Here is a 16,204-nt window from a genome sequence, read left to right as displayed (position 1 = left end):
AGAAGGTTGCTATGTTTTGTATAAATTGCGGAAATAAGATTGACGAAAGTGACAAGTTTTGTGCTTTTTGTGGAGCGCTTGTTGAAAATGTAGAGCAGGAGCAGCAACCTCAAGCAAACCAGCAACTCCAATATAACCAGCAACCGCAAGTAAACCAGCAACCACAAACAAACCAGCAACAACAGCAACCACAGCAGTCACAGCAACCGACGAATCAGCCAAATCAGACGAATCAGCCAAAAGAACTAAACCAAAATAAAGCGAATCTTCTTAACAATCGCAAACGTCTTGCAATTATGATTACTAGCATCGTGCTAACCATAGCGCTTGCGATTACTGGAACAGTTTGGTATTTCACAAGAAATACTCCTGCAGCTTTTACAGTCTTTAACTCAAAATCGGAAGTAATTCCTAAAGCAAAGGCTGGAGACAATGCGGATGAAGTTGTAAAATCATTGAAAAATAATGGTTTCCGCACGAAAGTTATCGACGAGTTTGGCGGCGAAAAGAAGGGCAACTTCCTTCGATACGAAAACGTTAAGTCGGGTTCGAAAGTGTCAACTAAAATAGTTGTGAAAATTCTAAGATCTAAAGGCCCGGGTGTTCCTGCGAAAGGCGTTGTTGGCGCAAGTTTAGACAATGCCAAGAAAATTGTGAAGTCGATGGGCGTTCCAGTAAAACTGCATCACGTTCCTTCTACCGATGCTGCAGACGGTAAGATTGTTGCTTCCAGCCCAATGCCTGGAAACGCTGTTGGCAAAGACGGTGTAATAAATATTGCTGTTGGCGAAAAGTGCGATGGCGTGCCGGTTGACGTGTTTGGCTTAGATAAAGACAAAGCCAAGGACATGCTATCTTCTAAGCCTTTCAGCGTGGATCTTCGCCCGAAGTTCTCGTCTGCAAAGTATTTCGGCAAAATCGTTGGCGCCTACCCAGCTTTGGGCACTAAAGGCAGTCCTAAAGCCGTAACGCTTTACTATGGCGTTGACGCATCCAAAACAAAAGATGTAGTAACAGAGCCAATGGATTACAACGGCAAAACAGCCTACGTAGTGGACAGAGCTGGTTCTTTCGTAGGAAAATGGTGCACAAAAGACAACAAGTGCATAAAACTTGTCCCTGAAGATATTCTCGGAGAGAGCAATAGAATCGGCGGAGTAATGACATCCGAAGTTGCCAAAAATACTCCTCCCAATACTTTATACAATATAAATGCTCTATACTTGAGTTCATGGGGTCCAGACCCATCAGATTACGCAGTATTCGATAAGAATCTTCCAAATACTTCAATCATGCGTAATCATCTTATTTCCGGCGATACAGGAACTGTTGAATTATATGCTGGCCGAGAATCGCTTCGTTGCGACGGACACGCTATTTATAATTTTGGTGATCCTTCTCTGTGTGTAAACGGTAAATATCTTGGTGCTGCTGACATGGCAGATAACAAAATTGATCGCGAAGCAGCCTTGGAAGATCCAGGTATAAACGTAGGTCTTTATTACGTAATGCAAGATTTTATGGTGGTTGTGCCTGTTGGTGCGAAGTTCGATAAGCTTGTAAATAGCGGATATTTCGCTGGAAAAGTTGAAAATAAGCCTGATTTGACACGACCATTTATTTTGCGCAGGAATCCTAAGCTATACAAAGAAACGCGCAAGAATTTGGCCCCTGGAGAAGTCAATTGGATTGATCCTTTTGTACCTACGGAGCGTAGTCGCGCAGTTCCGTTCGCGCCTGCCCCGGACGATTCAAACGCGTACTATCTTGTGGAAGAACCTTTCGACTGGAGTGCAATTCCTGGCGAATCACTGTGATTTGGCCGCGTTTGACCACATTTGCCGTGAATATTCACGGCGTTTGTTATCGCATTAAAAAATTGCGCAAGTAGCTGTAGTATAGAAAGCAAATTTCTCTGTAGATGAGATTGCTGCGCGTATGAGAGAAGGTTGCGATGTTTTGCATAAATTGCGGAAATAAGATTGACGAAAGTACCAAGTTTTGCGGTTTTTGCGGAGCTGTTGTTGAAAATGAAGCTCAGTCGGACTACCAGCAGTCTCAGCCGCAGCAGCCGCAATATGATTCGCAATACCAGCAGCAGCCGCAACAACCGTACTATAATCAACAGCAAACCCAATATCAGCCGCAATATAATCCGCAGACGCAATACCAGCAGCAGTCGCAATATAATTCGCAATACTTTCAACCAAATCCCGCAAAAGCAACAAGCCCAAGCAAAACCAATTTTCTCAAAAATCGCAAACTAATTATCATCAGCGCATGTGTTATAGCAGCGGTTGCAATTATTGCGGCGGCAGTCTTCTTCTTTACTTCTCCGCATTTTCGTAAAGCAGCGCCATCTGAACGCATAGTCGTACCTAAAGCAAAAACTTCACAATCTGCGCAAGATGTTGTACGCGAACTGCAAGAAAAAGGTGTTGAAACTCACTTAGTAAAAGATTTCGGAGGAAGTAAACCAGGTAATTTTGCTCGGTATCAAAACGTAAAACCTGGGCAAGTTATTCACGGAAATCACGTTGTAACGGTCGTTGAATCCAAAGGTCCTGGAATGCCGGAAAAGGGAGTGATTGGAAAAACTGTTGAAGAAGCAGCGCCTCTATTAAAATCAATGGGAGTTCCAGTAAAAGTTTACAAAGTAGCCTCACTTCATCCTGGAAAAATCGCCGCAACTAACCCAATGCCAGGCGAGCCTTTAGATGAAAATAAAGAAATCTTCATAGGTGTTGGAGAAGAAGATAAATATCCTGATAGCGGCAGGTCTGTTCCTGTTGAATTATTCGATAAAGATAAAGACGAAGCGTACAAAATGATGTCTGATGAAGGATTCAAAGTTAGACTTGTACCAAAATATTCATCCCGAAAACACTTAGGCAAAATTGTTGGGTCTAATCTTGGATTAGGGCAATCACATAGGGGAGATACCGACATAACGCTTTATTATGGCGCTGATGCTTCTGAAACTAAGAAAATGTTTACTAGCAAGCGTGGATATGGTGAAAGTAATCAAGCAACTGTAGTTTCTACATTAGTTCCATTTGTTGGAAAATGGTGCACTAAATCTGGAGATTGCTTAGAGTTTGAACCTACAAATTATGATACAGAAATAGGCGAGAATACTAGAGTGCTTCTTCGTGGCGCCCATGCTATGGATGATTTAGTAGATGATGAAAATAATAAAGATTATGCACACAGTTTCGCAATGTGGCAGTATACACAGCAATTATTGGGTGATGCAATTGATACTGATGATAGTGATGAAGATAAGAATTCTCTTCCTTTGCGCAATACATTGATTTTTGGTGATTCTGGCATGACTGAAATATTTCGCGATGGTGGAGATCCTTATTGTGGCAATAAGGTATACAATGTGCATTCGGGGTTGTGTGTTAACGGACAATTCCAAGATTACCAAGATTTAGATAGCAATTATCCAGATTATTCTAGCAATAACTTTATTGATGTGCCGGGAGTAAATAAGGGTATAACGTATAAGATGCGCGCGTATTTTGTGCTTGTTCCTGTTAATGCAAAGCTCGACGAACTAGAAGCAAGCGGATTCTTTAAGGGCGCAGGTAGCACGAAACCTGATATGAATCGTCCATTTATTTTGCGTAGAGATCCTAAATATTACAGTAAATCAGAGCGAACAGTTGCTTCAAAAGATGGTGATATGCGAGACAATCCTTTTGTTCCAACTTCTAAACATAAAGCAATACCTTTTGCTCCGGCTCCAGACGATTCAAACGCTTACTATTTAGTTGAGAAGCCGTTTGATTGGTCTTGGTTCTTTAAAGATAGGGAATTGTAAGCGCAAGTAAAAGAACGAATCTGTATAAAGTTTGCTGGTTAACGCAAGTGTTGCACGTAAGTTCTGTACGTAAGTGATTTACGCAAGTGACATATGCAACTTGTACGCAAGTGATACGTTTTTAGCGCTCTTTACAACGATTCGCTAGGATTTGCACTCCAGTAGAAATGCTCTTCCACAAGATAGTACGCGTGCGAATCGTCCGGGGCAGGTGCGAATGGAACCGCGCGTCATTGATAACACGGCAAATGTGGTCAGCTGAGACTGAAGCGACAACAAATGCTGGGAAAATAATACGGCAAATGTGGTTAGCTGAGACTGAAGCGACAACAAATGCCGGAAAATATACGGCAAATGTTTCCACATACCGCCAATACCACTCGCCGCCGGTTTGCGATAAGCTAGATACCATGGTTGGAATGATCGCAAAAGAAGATATTGAGCGCGTGCGCGCTGTGGCAGATTTGTATGATATTGTATCTGCAACGGTTACGCTTAAGCCTTCGGGAACTGGCACTTTTGTAGGTCTTTGCCCATTCCACGATGAAAAAACACCGAGTTTTAGCGTGCGTCCAAGTTTGGGCGTGTGGCACTGCTTCGGATGCGGTGCAGGCGGCGACGTTTTTAAGTATGTTGAGCAGAAAGAAAACATTGATTTTCGCGAAGCTGTTGAGTTTTTGGCAGATCATTACCACATTGAAATGCACTACCAGCAGGCAGAAAAAGGCGACTCTCAATCGCACGGTTCTAAGCGAGCCAGGCTTTTAGAAGCAAATGAAGAAGCTCAAAAGTTTTTCGCTTCAAATCTTAATACTGAGGAAGCTGCTGCCGCGCGCGAATTGCTTGCCGGACGAAACTTTACGCCTCAGCAAAGTGCGCGTTTTTCTTGTGGCTACGCTCCTAAAGGCTGGGATAATTTAGTCAGATACTTAGCTAATAAAGGTTTTACGCGTCAAGAGCTGCTTGACGCTGGCTTAGCTCGACTCGGTCAGCGAGGAATATACGACTACTTCCGCGGTCGCTTAACTTGGCCTATTCGCGACTCGACTGGTAGAACTCTTGGCTTTGGTGCAAGAAAGCTTTACGACGACGATTCTATTAGCGCGAAATATATTAACACTCCCGACACTGCACTGTATCGAAAAACGCAGGTTTTGTATGGAATTGACTTAGCTAAAGCAAATATTGTTAAAAAGCGTCAAGTTGTAATTGTTGAAGGCTACACGGATGTTATGGCATGCCATTTAGCTGGTGTTGATACTGCTGTTGCTACTTGCGGAACTGCTTTCGGCGTTGAGCATGCGAAGATTGTGCGTCGTCTTATTGCTGATGATTCTTTGGGTGCAATTCAGCTTGTGGGGCCTTTGAAGGTGGATGGTCAGTCTGTAAGTTCGCGCATCGTTTTTACTTTTGACGGTGATGCTGCCGGTCAGAAGGCTGCGCTTCACGCTTTTGGCTTAGACTCTGCATTTTTAACGCAAACTTTTGTTGCTGTAGCAGACAATAATCTTGATCCTTGCGATTTGCGTATTCAGCGCGGTGACGACGCAGTGCGCTCGCTGGTTTCGCACGCAAGTCCGCTTTATGACTTTGTTATTAATACTGTTATCAATCGTTTTGATACTTCGTTTACGACTGGTCAAATGGGTGCGGTGAAAGCCGTTGCACCTCTTATTGCGCAAATTCGCGACCGTTCGCTTCTTGACTTGTATGCTCGCAAAGCTGTGCGCGCAATTGGTGTTGATTTAGCTGTTATGCGTCGTGAAGTTGAGGCTTCTCGCCGCCGTTTGCAAGTTCGCGACGACGACGCTTACGCATCTAGGTATAACGCTACTCCTGCTGGATTGCCGCAGGCTGTTGCTGAGCGTGATGCAGATTCTAAAGCTTCTAGAATGGCGATTGTTCGAAATGCTGCGCAAAATCAGCGTTATTATCGCGTTGATGATGCTGTATTCATGTGCGAGCAGCAGTTTATGGCTTTGTTGCTGCAAGTTCCGCTTGCGTTTAATGAACAATTATTTGCGCAGCTTACGTTAAATAATTTTATTACACCAGTATTTCGAACGCTGTTCCAGGCGTTTGTTGCTGCGGGAGGATTGCCGACTGGCAACGTTACGCAAGGATTATGGTTGCATATGATGACTAAAGCAGCTGGTCCTTTGCTGGAGTCTGTTATTACTGAGCTTTCGGTAATGCCATTGCCGCTTCCTTCTACTGCAGATGCATTGGAAGATGCAGGCAATCAACAGAATCAGCAATCTTCAAACGGATCTCCTTCGGATGTTTTGCGAAAAGCTACTGTTGCAGAAAGCAAGTATGCGAACGAGCTGCTTATTCGACTTTTAGACGTTGGTTTCATGCGTAGAATCGGTGCAGCTCGAGCGCGTATGGCGAAACTCAAGGATGGCAAGGAAAAGCTTGAGCTTCTAGGAAAAATTACTTCAATGGAAGCTGCTCGCAAAAATTTGCAGTCGCAAATCGTGTAGTGTTTTGTTTGGCTAATCTCTCCAAACGCGAAACAATTTGCGCGTTTGGAGAGCTGTGTCAGTTACTAAAGTCAATATCGCCGAGCTTTTCAATAAGCTTCATATTTTCGCTGTAATCAACTGGGCAGGAAATCACGTCCACTCCGCTTTCTTGCTCCAAAGCTGCGCGAAGCATATTGTACAAATCTTCCGGCTTTTTAACAGCGTGACCGCGCGCGCCAAAGCTTTCAGCCAATTTTGGCACGTCCGGATTATGGAAATCAACGTATTCGTGCTCGCCTGCGTGAAGCTCCATCTTCCACTTGATTAAGCCGTACGCGTTATCTTCCCAAACAAGAACAACCATGCGGCTTCCAACGCGCACAGCTGTTTCAATTTCTTGCACGTTCATCATAAAGCTTCCGTCGCCCATCACAGCCAAAACTGGTTTCGTGTTAATTTTGCCGGAATTATCGCGAATAAACGAGGCTCCAACAGCGCCTGGAAGCGTCCAAGCCATAGTTGAAAGACTGTTGTCGATTATGCAAGTATTAGGGTGCATAGTTGGGTACAAGCGTGCCATCCACATTTTCAAAGCGCCCGTATCTACAAGCACCTTCGTGCCTTCAGGCACAGCGCGGCGAATATCGTAAACTACGCGCTGTGGTTTCATTGGCATGCTTTCGTCGTTTTCGCAAGAATGTAATTCTTCCGTAAGTAGTTGTCTAATACGAGGGTGACTTACGTCGAAAGTTACGTTGCGTGTTTTTAATACTTCTGTAAGAGTTTTAAGTGTCTGCCCAATATTTGCCATAATATTCAACGCAGTAGGGTAGTGCGCGTCGGTATCTTCCACAAAAGTATTGATGTGAATAATAGTTTTATCAATATTCGGGTTGATTTTCTTAGGATCAAACTGTTGAATTGAAAAACCTACGGCAATAATCAAATCAGCTGTGTCAAAAGCAAAGTTTTCGTAGTCGCGATGCATAAATCCAACGACTCCAAGCGCATTCGGATGATTATCTGGAAAAACGCCTTTTCCTTCAAAAGTAGTTGCAACCGGCACATTAAGCTGCTCGGCAAAAGCAAGAAGCTGCTCCTCAGCGTGCGAGCGCGCAACGCCGTTTCCGGCTAAAATAATAGGCTGTTTTGCTTTACTAATAATTTGAGCAGCTTCTTCAATAGTGTCCGGAGCTGGCATAATGTGAAGCGGATGTGGTAGCGGAAGCGGCTTCGCGTCGTTAGGCGCCGGCATTTCGCTAATATCTTCCGGAATAACAAGGCACGTTGCTCCAGGCCTGTTACGACCGGCAATTGAGAAAGCTTTTCGAACCATTTCCGGCGCAGACTCTGGAGCAAGCATCATAGAAGACCATTGCGTAATCGGCTGGAAGAGCGCAACCAAATCAATAATCTGATGAGATTCCTTATAAAGCCTAGAAACATTACCTTGTGCGCAAATCGCCACAAGCGGCGTAGTGCTTGCGTTTGCTTGAGCTACAGGAAGCGTAAGATTTAGTGCGCCAGGGCCTAAAGTTGCCAAGCATACGCCTGGTTTTCCAGTAATATGAGCGTATGTTGCTGCCATAAAACCAGCGCCCTGCTCGTGGCGAGTAAGCACAAAACGAATGCGACCGTCGCGCTCAATTGCTTCAAGAAGCGGAATATTTTCCTCACCTGGAATGCCGAAAACTACTTCAACGCCTTCGTTTACTAGGCATTCAACAATTAAATCTGCAGTGTTGCGCTGATGGTTTTCGCGAAGATGTTTTTGGCGTGCAAGCTTTTGTTCAATCTTCTTACTTTCGGTTTCTTTTATGTCTGCCATATTTCGCTTCTTATGTAGTAAACAATTATTTGTTTAGTGCCAACAAATTCTTTTCTAAATAATATACGTATTCCTGTCTTTTGCGACATTCTTTGCTGATGCGCGTGTCACAAAAAAGGGCGGAATTTTGTGTTAGCTATTTTAGGCTAAATCATGCTATTAATAGTTGTTAATTTATTGCTATTGCAACGATTTTGTCGGGAGTTTAACCTGTTTGTGGGATTGGGTTTCTAGTACAATGGAAGCATTGTGTTTATTGCTTTACGGAGGAATGATGAAGCGCTGGCTGTTAAATTTGGTCAAGTGTGAAACCATTCTTATTGTTGCGGCAATTTTGGCAATTATTTCATGTTTTTTCGTTCCTCCTGATTGGCAGTATCTTAGCTATATTCACGTAAACACAATTTCTCAGCTTGTTTGCCTAATGATGGTTGTGTGCGGATTTCAGCGCATTGGTGTATTTCGTGCGATTGGTGCGCGTCTTTTAAGGCATGTTAGGACTGAGCGTGGGCTTGTGATTGTGCTCATGTCGCTAACGTTTTTCTCTGCAATGTTTATTACGAACGATGTTGCTCTCGTAACTTTTGTGCCTTTTGCGCTTTCTGTGCTTGTTATGGCGAATGCTGAAAAACGTTCGATTCTTGTAATCACGCTTATGACTATTGGCGCGAATGTTGGCAGCATGCTTACGCCTATTGGCAATGCACATAACTTGTACTTAAAAGCGTTAACGCATATGTCTACTAAAGACTTTTTGAAGATTATGTCACCGTATACGGTTACGGCTGCGGTTCTTATGATTGCGTTTGCTTTTGTGTTCTTTAAGTCTCGTAAGGTTGATCAGTTTGCTGGCTTGCACGGTGATGATATTGAGCAGAGTGTACTTGCTCCTTCGCATGGTCGTCCGCAGCCGGATGAGATTCGCGTTATGGGCTACGGCATGAGCTTTACTCGTTGGCGCGTTATTGTTTACAGCCTGCTTTTTGTGGTTTGCTTGTGTGGTGTTAGTGGTTGGATTCCGGATTGGATTATGGTTGTGATTATGGTGGTGGCTTTCCTTCTTTGCGACCGTCATGTGTTCCGTGTTCTTGATTGGGCTTTGCCGCTTACCTTTATTATGTTCTTTATTTTTATTGGCAATATGCGAAGAGTTCCGGGCTTTAGTGATTTTGCACAAATGTGGGTTGGTACGCATCCTATGGAAGTTTCTATTGCTTCAAGCCAGTTTATTAGTAATGTTCCGACGACGATTTTGCTTTCTGGATTCTGTGATCAGTGGAAGATGCTGATTATTGGTACGAATCTTGGTGGAATGGGTACGCTTATTGCTTCTATGGCTTCGCTTATTTCTTACAAGGGAATTACACATCAGTATCCTGAGCATAGGGGACGTTATTTGCTTACGTACACGATTGTGAACGTTTTCTTCCTTGCTGTGTTAATGTCACTTGCATGGATTATTGAGTAGTGTTTTTGTAAGTTTTAGCAGTGACGTTTTGTAAATAGGATTTTTGCAAGTTTCATATGTGACTTTTATATGTGACTTTTATAGGCGACTTTTTAGGTGACTTTTATAGGCTATTTCTGTTATTTTCTGTTTTTAAGGCGCGTTGATAGTGCCGTTTTGGTATAATAGCCATTTGTTTGCCTCTGTAGCTCAAAGGATAGAGCAACGGCCTTCTAATCCGTTGGTTGCGCGTTCGAGTCGCGTCGGGGGCACTTTTACCAAGCCCGAAATTATTGGAATTTCGGGCTTTTTAAAAGTGCCGAGCTTGCTCAAGGTTGAAAGCACGGTGTGCTTTCAACGCAAGCGAGGTCTGTGCGCGTCTTTGTGACGCGTGCAGCGTGTTCTTGTTGGGTTTGTTTTTGTTTTTGGTTTCTGGTGTGGATATTGTTTAAGTGAAAATCGTCTTAGAAAAAATTTTAGATTAGATTGATTTTGATGTATCAGGAAGTGGGAAAGTATATAAGCGAGAAAAGTAAAGAAGCAGCTTATGGATCAAATTTTGTGGAAAATGTTGCTGATTTTTTCTCTGAAAATTATCCTGATTTAAAAGGATTTACCCGTAGGGGACTTTATAGAATGAAGCAATTCTATGAGATATATAAGGATGATGAAAAAGTGTCAACGTTGTTGACACAATTGAGCTGGTCTAATCATTTGAAAATAATATCCGGATCTAAAAGTAAAGAAGAAAGAGAATTCTACATTAACTTAGCGATTCATGAGAATCTAACTCACCGAGAGTTGGTAAGGCAGATTGACAGTGGCTATTATGAGCGTTATATGCTTTCAAATAGTAATAATTTGCCTGCCATACAAAGTGTAAAACAAGAGACGCATAATTTATTTATGGACAGTTATGTTTTAGAATTTCTTGATGCTCCAAAGATTGGGAATGAAAGAGAATTTCAGAAGTCAATTCTCGAGAATTTGAAGAACTTTATTTTAGAGATTGGGAAAGATTTTTCCTTTATAGGTAATGAGTATAGGGTACAGGTTGGCAATCATGATTACTATATAGATTTGCTGTTCTATCATAGGGGACTATCTTGTTTAGTTGCATTTGAATTAAAAATTGGAGAGTTTAAACCGGAATATATCGGGAAAATGAACCTCTATTTAGAAGCACTGGATAGAGAAGTAAAGAAACAAACTGAAAATCCAAGCGTAGGAGTAATTCTTTGTGCTTCAAAAGATGATGAGGTAGTAGAATTTGCATTAAGTAGAAGTCTTTCACCTACGATGGTATCGGAGTATACATTAAAACTGATAGATAAGAATTTGTTGCAACAAAAATTAAAAGAATATATAGATATTACGGAAGAAACAAACGAATAAAATTTAATAATTATAATGTGTAAAAGGTGATTAGAATAAAATCTAACCGCCTTTTTGTATTCTGAAACTGTTTGTTTTTTTTGTTTTTGGTTTCTGGTGTGGATGTGTGAGATAGGAATTACTTATCTCGCAGCACGAGTTTTGCGGATTCTTTTTTACCGTGTCGCGAGTTTTGGGGATTTCTCTCCTCGCACGTCCCGTCCTTCGGGCGCTCTGGTTGCTAAAAGAGTTTATTGTGTTCGCCTTTCTTAAAGAATGTAGCTTCTCAGTCCTCTTTTAGTGCTCGTAGAGAAATCCCCCAAACTCTGCGTATTAATCGTTAATAACCGTGCCTTATCGCAGAGATTTTTCGATTTTTCTTCTTCGCTTGGCGAATCAGCAGCCTGCGGCTCTACGCGCGACGATCTGCTTTCGCGCTGCGATTTATTAGTTGTCTGATTGATTTAAATTGCTAAAAGTATTGGTGTAACTTGAAAAATCTATGGGGGGGGGGTATAGTATTTAAGGCTCAATACGGAGGGAAGGAGATGTGCCAATGAGTGATTTACATCGCGGTAGCCGTTTTCTTCGATTTTTGCGTTCGATTGGCGCTAAAACAGCGTGTGCTCGCCGTGCAATTGTGGCGTTTTTTGTTGCCGCTGCTACGATTCTTGCCACTTTTATGATTATGCCATCCGCCTCTATGGGCGCTAGTTCGCAAGGCGAGCCTAATCAGGTGCAAGCTCAGTCGCAAACTAATAGCGGAAATGCTGAGCCTAAGACTGCATCAAGTACTGGAGCTGGCGTAAAAGACGGTGCTAAAGAAGCTAATGTCGCTGAGACTAGAAATCCGCAAACTTCTTCAAGACCAGCCGGCTCGGATGCAGGCAGCGCACAAAACGTTGACTCAACGAAGCAGCAGCAAAACAATGCTGTAGAAGGTGCAAACAAGAGCCTTAAAGACACTGCCGCTGACAAAGATGCTGCTAAAGACGCTGAAAAATCCGCTAAAAAAGACGAATCTGCAAATAAATTGCTTCGCAAAAGGCGTGAACTGGATCGCGCTGCCACTGACAAAGTTGATCTTCCGCCAGAGTGCAAAGTACTTAACAAAAAATCTTTCAAATCATGCTACGAGATTAGCTACGATTTTGGTACTGCTGCTACTGTCGATAATGGTAAGACTATTTTAATAAAGCGTGGTAGCACTATAACTATTAATCCAAAATTCAAAATTAAACTTAAGGGTACTAATAGGAAAGACGCCACTATGCCGAGTGGCTTGTGGTTTAAATTAGAAAAGAGTGGTAGAAATCCTGTACCAAGTTGGGTGAATTTTGAAAAAACAGAAAATGGTAGAATTATTAAAGTTAAGGATACTGAAAATGAAACAGGCTTTGATGATGGTTCTATAACTTTGCGTCCAAATGGTAAATGGGATTACGGCAGTTATGAATTCAAAGTTTTTGCATATTACAAAAATAAAAAAGAAGAAATACACGCTAAAATAAGTGTAAAAGTTGATCTATCTGACGAGCAGAAGAGTAATTTAAACAATGATTTATCACTGAGCTTATACGATTTTGAAAATGCTCAGGATGGTACTGCGGTAACTGATAATAAAATTACTATAAAGCCAAAGTCTAATGCTTCAGCTACTGGTGGAAGTGCTGCTGGCAGTGCTGATAATAAAGACACTTACGATCCTATTAACAAGCTTTTTATTGGTTCTAAGTCAACTAAAAAGCCTGGTGTTATTTATCACCATATGATTTGCCATGAAAATGGTAGTAATGATGATGCCAGTTACACGGTAGACACTGTTAATGGTTTGAGCCTTAAAGATAAAAAGGATAGTCCTTCTACAAATAAGCAGACTCAGTTCAAGCATATGGAAAATCAGACTCGACCTAGTGAAAATGCAGATCCGTACACTGTATATGAAGAAAATGACGATACTGAGCGCTCGCAAAGCTGGATTAGTGGGACGCCAGAAAAGGCTGGAACTTTTGAGTGCAAAGTGTTTGCTATTAAGGATGTTCAATATAGTTATACAGGTAACATTAAAATTCATCCAAAAACAATAGACCATTTCAAGGATCAGATAAGTTATGCTGATAAAAAAAAGAATTTATTTGAGAATCCAGATAGTTTAATTTCATTTACCTATGTGAATGTTAAATATTTTGTTGGTGAAGATATCGACGTGGCTTATAAGTCAGTTACGATTGAAGTGAAGTCGAATAAAAAGAAGCTTGAGGTTAAAGATGGCGATCTTAAGCTGAATGTGTATCCGTTTAAGAGTGCTGATGCTGGGGCTAGCGGGTCTTCTAGCGGTGCGTCTTCTGCGTCTGCTGCGTTGGGTGATGGCGACACTGTGTCTGTTATGAAGGGAATGGAGCTTAAGCCGTTTATTGAAGCCACGTCTGAGGCGGATTCAACAAAACAAATTACGCTTAGAATGTTGTGTGCAAAGGGCGAGAAGCCGCAAGGAAGTAGTGCAGGCGCAAGCTCTGTAGTTGACGCAGGTAGTGCAGTCGGTGCAGGCACTACTGGAAGCGAAAGCAACGCAGGCGCTACAGATAAAAATGGTCTTGCGTACAGTAACTGGCAATCGCCAGAACAGCTTGGCTTTAATTTCCCAGAAGGTAATGCTCAAAGTACATGTAATTCAAAAGAAGGTGAGCAGTCTTGCTCGCTTGTTGGGTCTGCCACTAAGTTTGCGGCTACTGCCAACGCCAGCGCTACATTTAAGCCAACAGAAACGGGCGATTACCAGTGCTATGTGTACGCGCTGAAGCAAGATGCGCTTGATAAATTCAATGCCGAAGTAGCTAAAAGCGACGTAAAGCCAAATAAAATATCCACTGCCTTTGCTGGTCTAACAGCCAACAAAGACTATGCGCAGTTGGCTATTAACATTCACGTGTCAGAAGATTTTACTTTGCCGCACACGGGTGGGCAGAGTTGGAACTTGCAGCTGGGCGCTGTAGCCGCCGTAATGGTGAGCGTGCTTGCTGCAGGATTTGTGGCAAGTCAAACTGAAGCATGCAGAAAGCTGCTTTACGAAAGGCGGCGATGCTAATGTGAAAGCTGCCTATGTAATCAAGTTGTGCGCGCGTATTGATTTACGTGCGCGTAGTCAAAATAAAACATAATTAGATTAACTAAACCAATATATTGCAGAGAAATATTCCAGAGAAATATTCCAGGTAGTCAAAAACAAAAACAAAAACAAAAACAAGTGCCGAATGGGTACGCCAACAAGGCTCAATCGGTACGCAAACACACAAAACACAAGCTACAAAACACAAAGTAGCTTATTTCAAACAGCTCTTAGGGGCGCGATTAAAGGAGAAATGATGAATAAACTAACCAAAAAGTGCGTTGCGGCGATTGCGTCGCTCGCGATGGCTGGCACGCTGTGCGTTGCTGGCGCCGTAACCATGGCCGGCGTTGCGTGGGCTGGTGGGCCTCCAATTCGCCAAGGCTCTGTTACAGCTAATGCTCCGTGGGATAAGAAGAATACTAAAACAACTGGTACTATTACAATCGTCAATTGCGATGCAAAGGTGGTTGCTGATTCCCAAGGCCAATCTAAGTGCGAGTCTGGTCACAAGCCACTTACAGGCGCTGAATTTAAGCTTACACCAATCAAGAAGATTGGCGATACTGAGCTTAATGCTGAAGCTTTCAAGAAGGAAGAAATTTGGGCCAAAATTGCTGGAACAATCGACGCTTTGAACCGCGGCAAAGAAGGCGAAGCAAAGATTAATCTTGATAAGAATTCAAACAATATAAAGACTCAAACCGTTGGTGCCAACGGCGAAGCAAAGTTCGAAAACGTTGCTCTCGGCTTCTACAAGGTTGAAGAAACCAAGATGCCTGCTGGCAACTACGGCGCAAACGACATGACTGTGTTCTATATGACTTTGCCGCAGATTGAGCGTACGAAAAATAAGGATGATGCCAACAAAGTCGATACAAACTACAACTACAATCCTGTTGTAAAGATTAAGAACAAGGATCTTTCTAGCGCAATAACAAAGGTTTTCAGCACCGAAACAGGTAGCAACGCCGTTTCGGTTAAGGATACTTTTGACTACAAGATTAGTGCGGAAGTGAATCATCCTGCTGGAACTTTGGATGCAAAGAGCATTCAGGATTATGCTGTATTCGATGACGCTCCAACCGAGGCGTTTGAAACTATTACGGCGGACACTGCTGTTAAGTCTGTGACTGTTGATGGTGTTAATGATGCTCTTACGAAGGACACGGATTACACCGTTGAAATAAAGAAGAACGATACTGCAGCGGCTATTACAACTGATGGAGACGACAATAATCTCGCAGCCCAACACACGCGTATCTTGGTTAAGTTCACTGAAGATGGCTTGGGCAAAATTGCCGATGCTTTGAACAAGGCAAAGACTGGAACTGAGCCTAAGGTTCATGTTACAGTTTCGCTCAAGTTAAGTGATTCCTATAAGAATGATACTGACAAGAAAGAGATTAAGAACAAGTCTGGCTTCTTTAAGTCTCATCCAGATAACGCCACTAAGGATCCAGACCCAATCGTGTCTGGCGATGATGGTAAAGGTACTTCTACCGTTAAGCTTGGCTACCTTCAGGTAAATAAGCACGATAAGAAGACTCCTGCCACCAAGCTTCAAGGAGCTGAGTTTAAGATTTTCAACTCCGAAGAAAAAGCAGATGCTTGCAAGGCTGCTTTGCTTAAGCGCGCTGCTGATAGTACTGATATTCCTACTGAGTGCTCTGATAATGCTTCCAAGCAGTTCACTGGAACCACAAACGATCAAGGTAAATTTGACACTGATCAAAAGGTTTTAGCTGGTCAAATGATTTACCTTGTTGAGGTTAAGGCTCCTACTGATTACGCTTTAGCTAATGAGGTTAGAGGTGTAACTGTTGAGGAAGGAAAAACAACAACAGTTGACTTCCCTAATACCAAGATTAGTGATCTCAACATTGAATCTTGGTTCAACCTTCCTGCAACTGGTGCTGCTGGCGTGATTCTGTTTGCGCTTGCTGGCATGGGCTTGATTGCGGCTAGCGTGTTCCTGTACATGCGCAATCGCAAGGAAGAAGAGCAGCAGCAGAACGCTTGATGCGCTTTCTAAAGTTGGTCTTGTAGTCTAATGGCAAAGTGTGAGTCTAGGGTTTACTTAACTAAATCCTAGACTCATATTTGTGTGGTGAGATTTGAGATTTTTCGCACTGAGCGAGGCGAACGTCAG

Annotated in this window: 8 protein-coding genes and 1 tRNA gene; 8 read left to right on the top strand and 1 reads right to left on the bottom strand. The window is 42.6% G+C overall.

What is annotated here, in order from left to right; genetic code table 11:
- Positions 1-11: 11 nt before the first annotated feature.
- The 3 genes from HXT35_RS01760 to dnaG all read left to right on the top strand — a co-directional run bounded on the left by HXT35_RS01760 (position 12) and on the right by dnaG (position 6,315).
- Positions 12-1,817 (top strand): PASTA domain-containing protein, encoded by a 1,806-nt coding sequence (locus HXT35_RS01760; RefSeq protein WP_421788252.1) that lies wholly within the window; start codon positions 12-14, stop codon positions 1,815-1,817.
- Between the two features lie 137 nt (positions 1,818-1,954).
- Positions 1,955-3,829, top strand: coding sequence for a PASTA domain-containing protein (locus tag HXT35_RS01755; RefSeq protein WP_004126921.1), 1,875 nt, complete (start codon positions 1,955-1,957; stop codon positions 3,827-3,829).
- Between the two features lie 410 nt (positions 3,830-4,239).
- On the top strand, positions 4,240-6,315 hold the full coding sequence (gene dnaG, locus HXT35_RS01750; RefSeq protein ID WP_032843406.1) for a DNA primase: 2,076 nt from the start codon (positions 4,240-4,242) through the stop codon (positions 6,313-6,315).
- 58 nt (positions 6,316-6,373) lie between these two features.
- Here dnaG and HXT35_RS01745 read toward each other — a convergent pair whose 3' ends face one another.
- Positions 6,374-8,125, bottom strand: a complete 1,752-nt coding sequence (locus HXT35_RS01745) for an acetolactate synthase large subunit (RefSeq protein WP_004126937.1) — start codon at positions 8,123-8,125, stop codon at positions 6,374-6,376.
- Positions 8,126-8,399: 274 nt separating this feature from the next.
- Between HXT35_RS01745 and HXT35_RS01740 the strand changes: the two genes are divergently transcribed.
- The 5 genes from HXT35_RS01740 (at position 8,400) to HXT35_RS01720 (ending at position 16,075) form a co-directional block, all read left to right on the top strand.
- Positions 8,400-9,593: an SLC13 family permease gene (locus HXT35_RS01740; RefSeq protein ID WP_004126938.1), complete on the top strand. Its 1,194-nt coding sequence runs from the start codon at positions 8,400-8,402 to the stop codon at positions 9,591-9,593.
- 178 nt (positions 9,594-9,771) lie between these two features.
- A tRNA-Arg gene (locus HXT35_RS01735) sits at positions 9,772-9,844 on the top strand.
- A 223-nt stretch (positions 9,845-10,067) separates the two neighbouring features.
- Complete coding sequence (locus HXT35_RS01730) at positions 10,068-10,967, top strand: PDDEXK nuclease domain-containing protein (RefSeq protein ID WP_004126939.1); 900 nt, start codon at positions 10,068-10,070, stop codon at positions 10,965-10,967.
- A 535-nt stretch (positions 10,968-11,502) separates the two neighbouring features.
- A complete protein-coding gene (locus tag HXT35_RS01725; RefSeq protein ID WP_004126940.1) occupies positions 11,503-14,031 on the top strand; it encodes a hypothetical protein in 2,529 nt (842 codons plus the stop codon).
- 277 nt (positions 14,032-14,308) lie between these two features.
- Positions 14,309-16,075, top strand: coding sequence for a SpaH/EbpB family LPXTG-anchored major pilin (locus tag HXT35_RS01720; RefSeq protein ID WP_004126947.1), 1,767 nt, complete (start codon positions 14,309-14,311; stop codon positions 16,073-16,075).
- Positions 16,076-16,204 lie beyond the last annotated feature (129 nt).

Source organism: Gardnerella sp. DNF01141 (genome assembly GCF_049244255.1).
GTDB lineage: Bacteria > Actinomycetota > Actinomycetes > Actinomycetales > Bifidobacteriaceae > Bifidobacterium > Bifidobacterium vaginale_E.
Note: the sequence above shows the minus strand (reverse complement) of the source record. Positions and strands in the feature narration are given on the sequence as shown.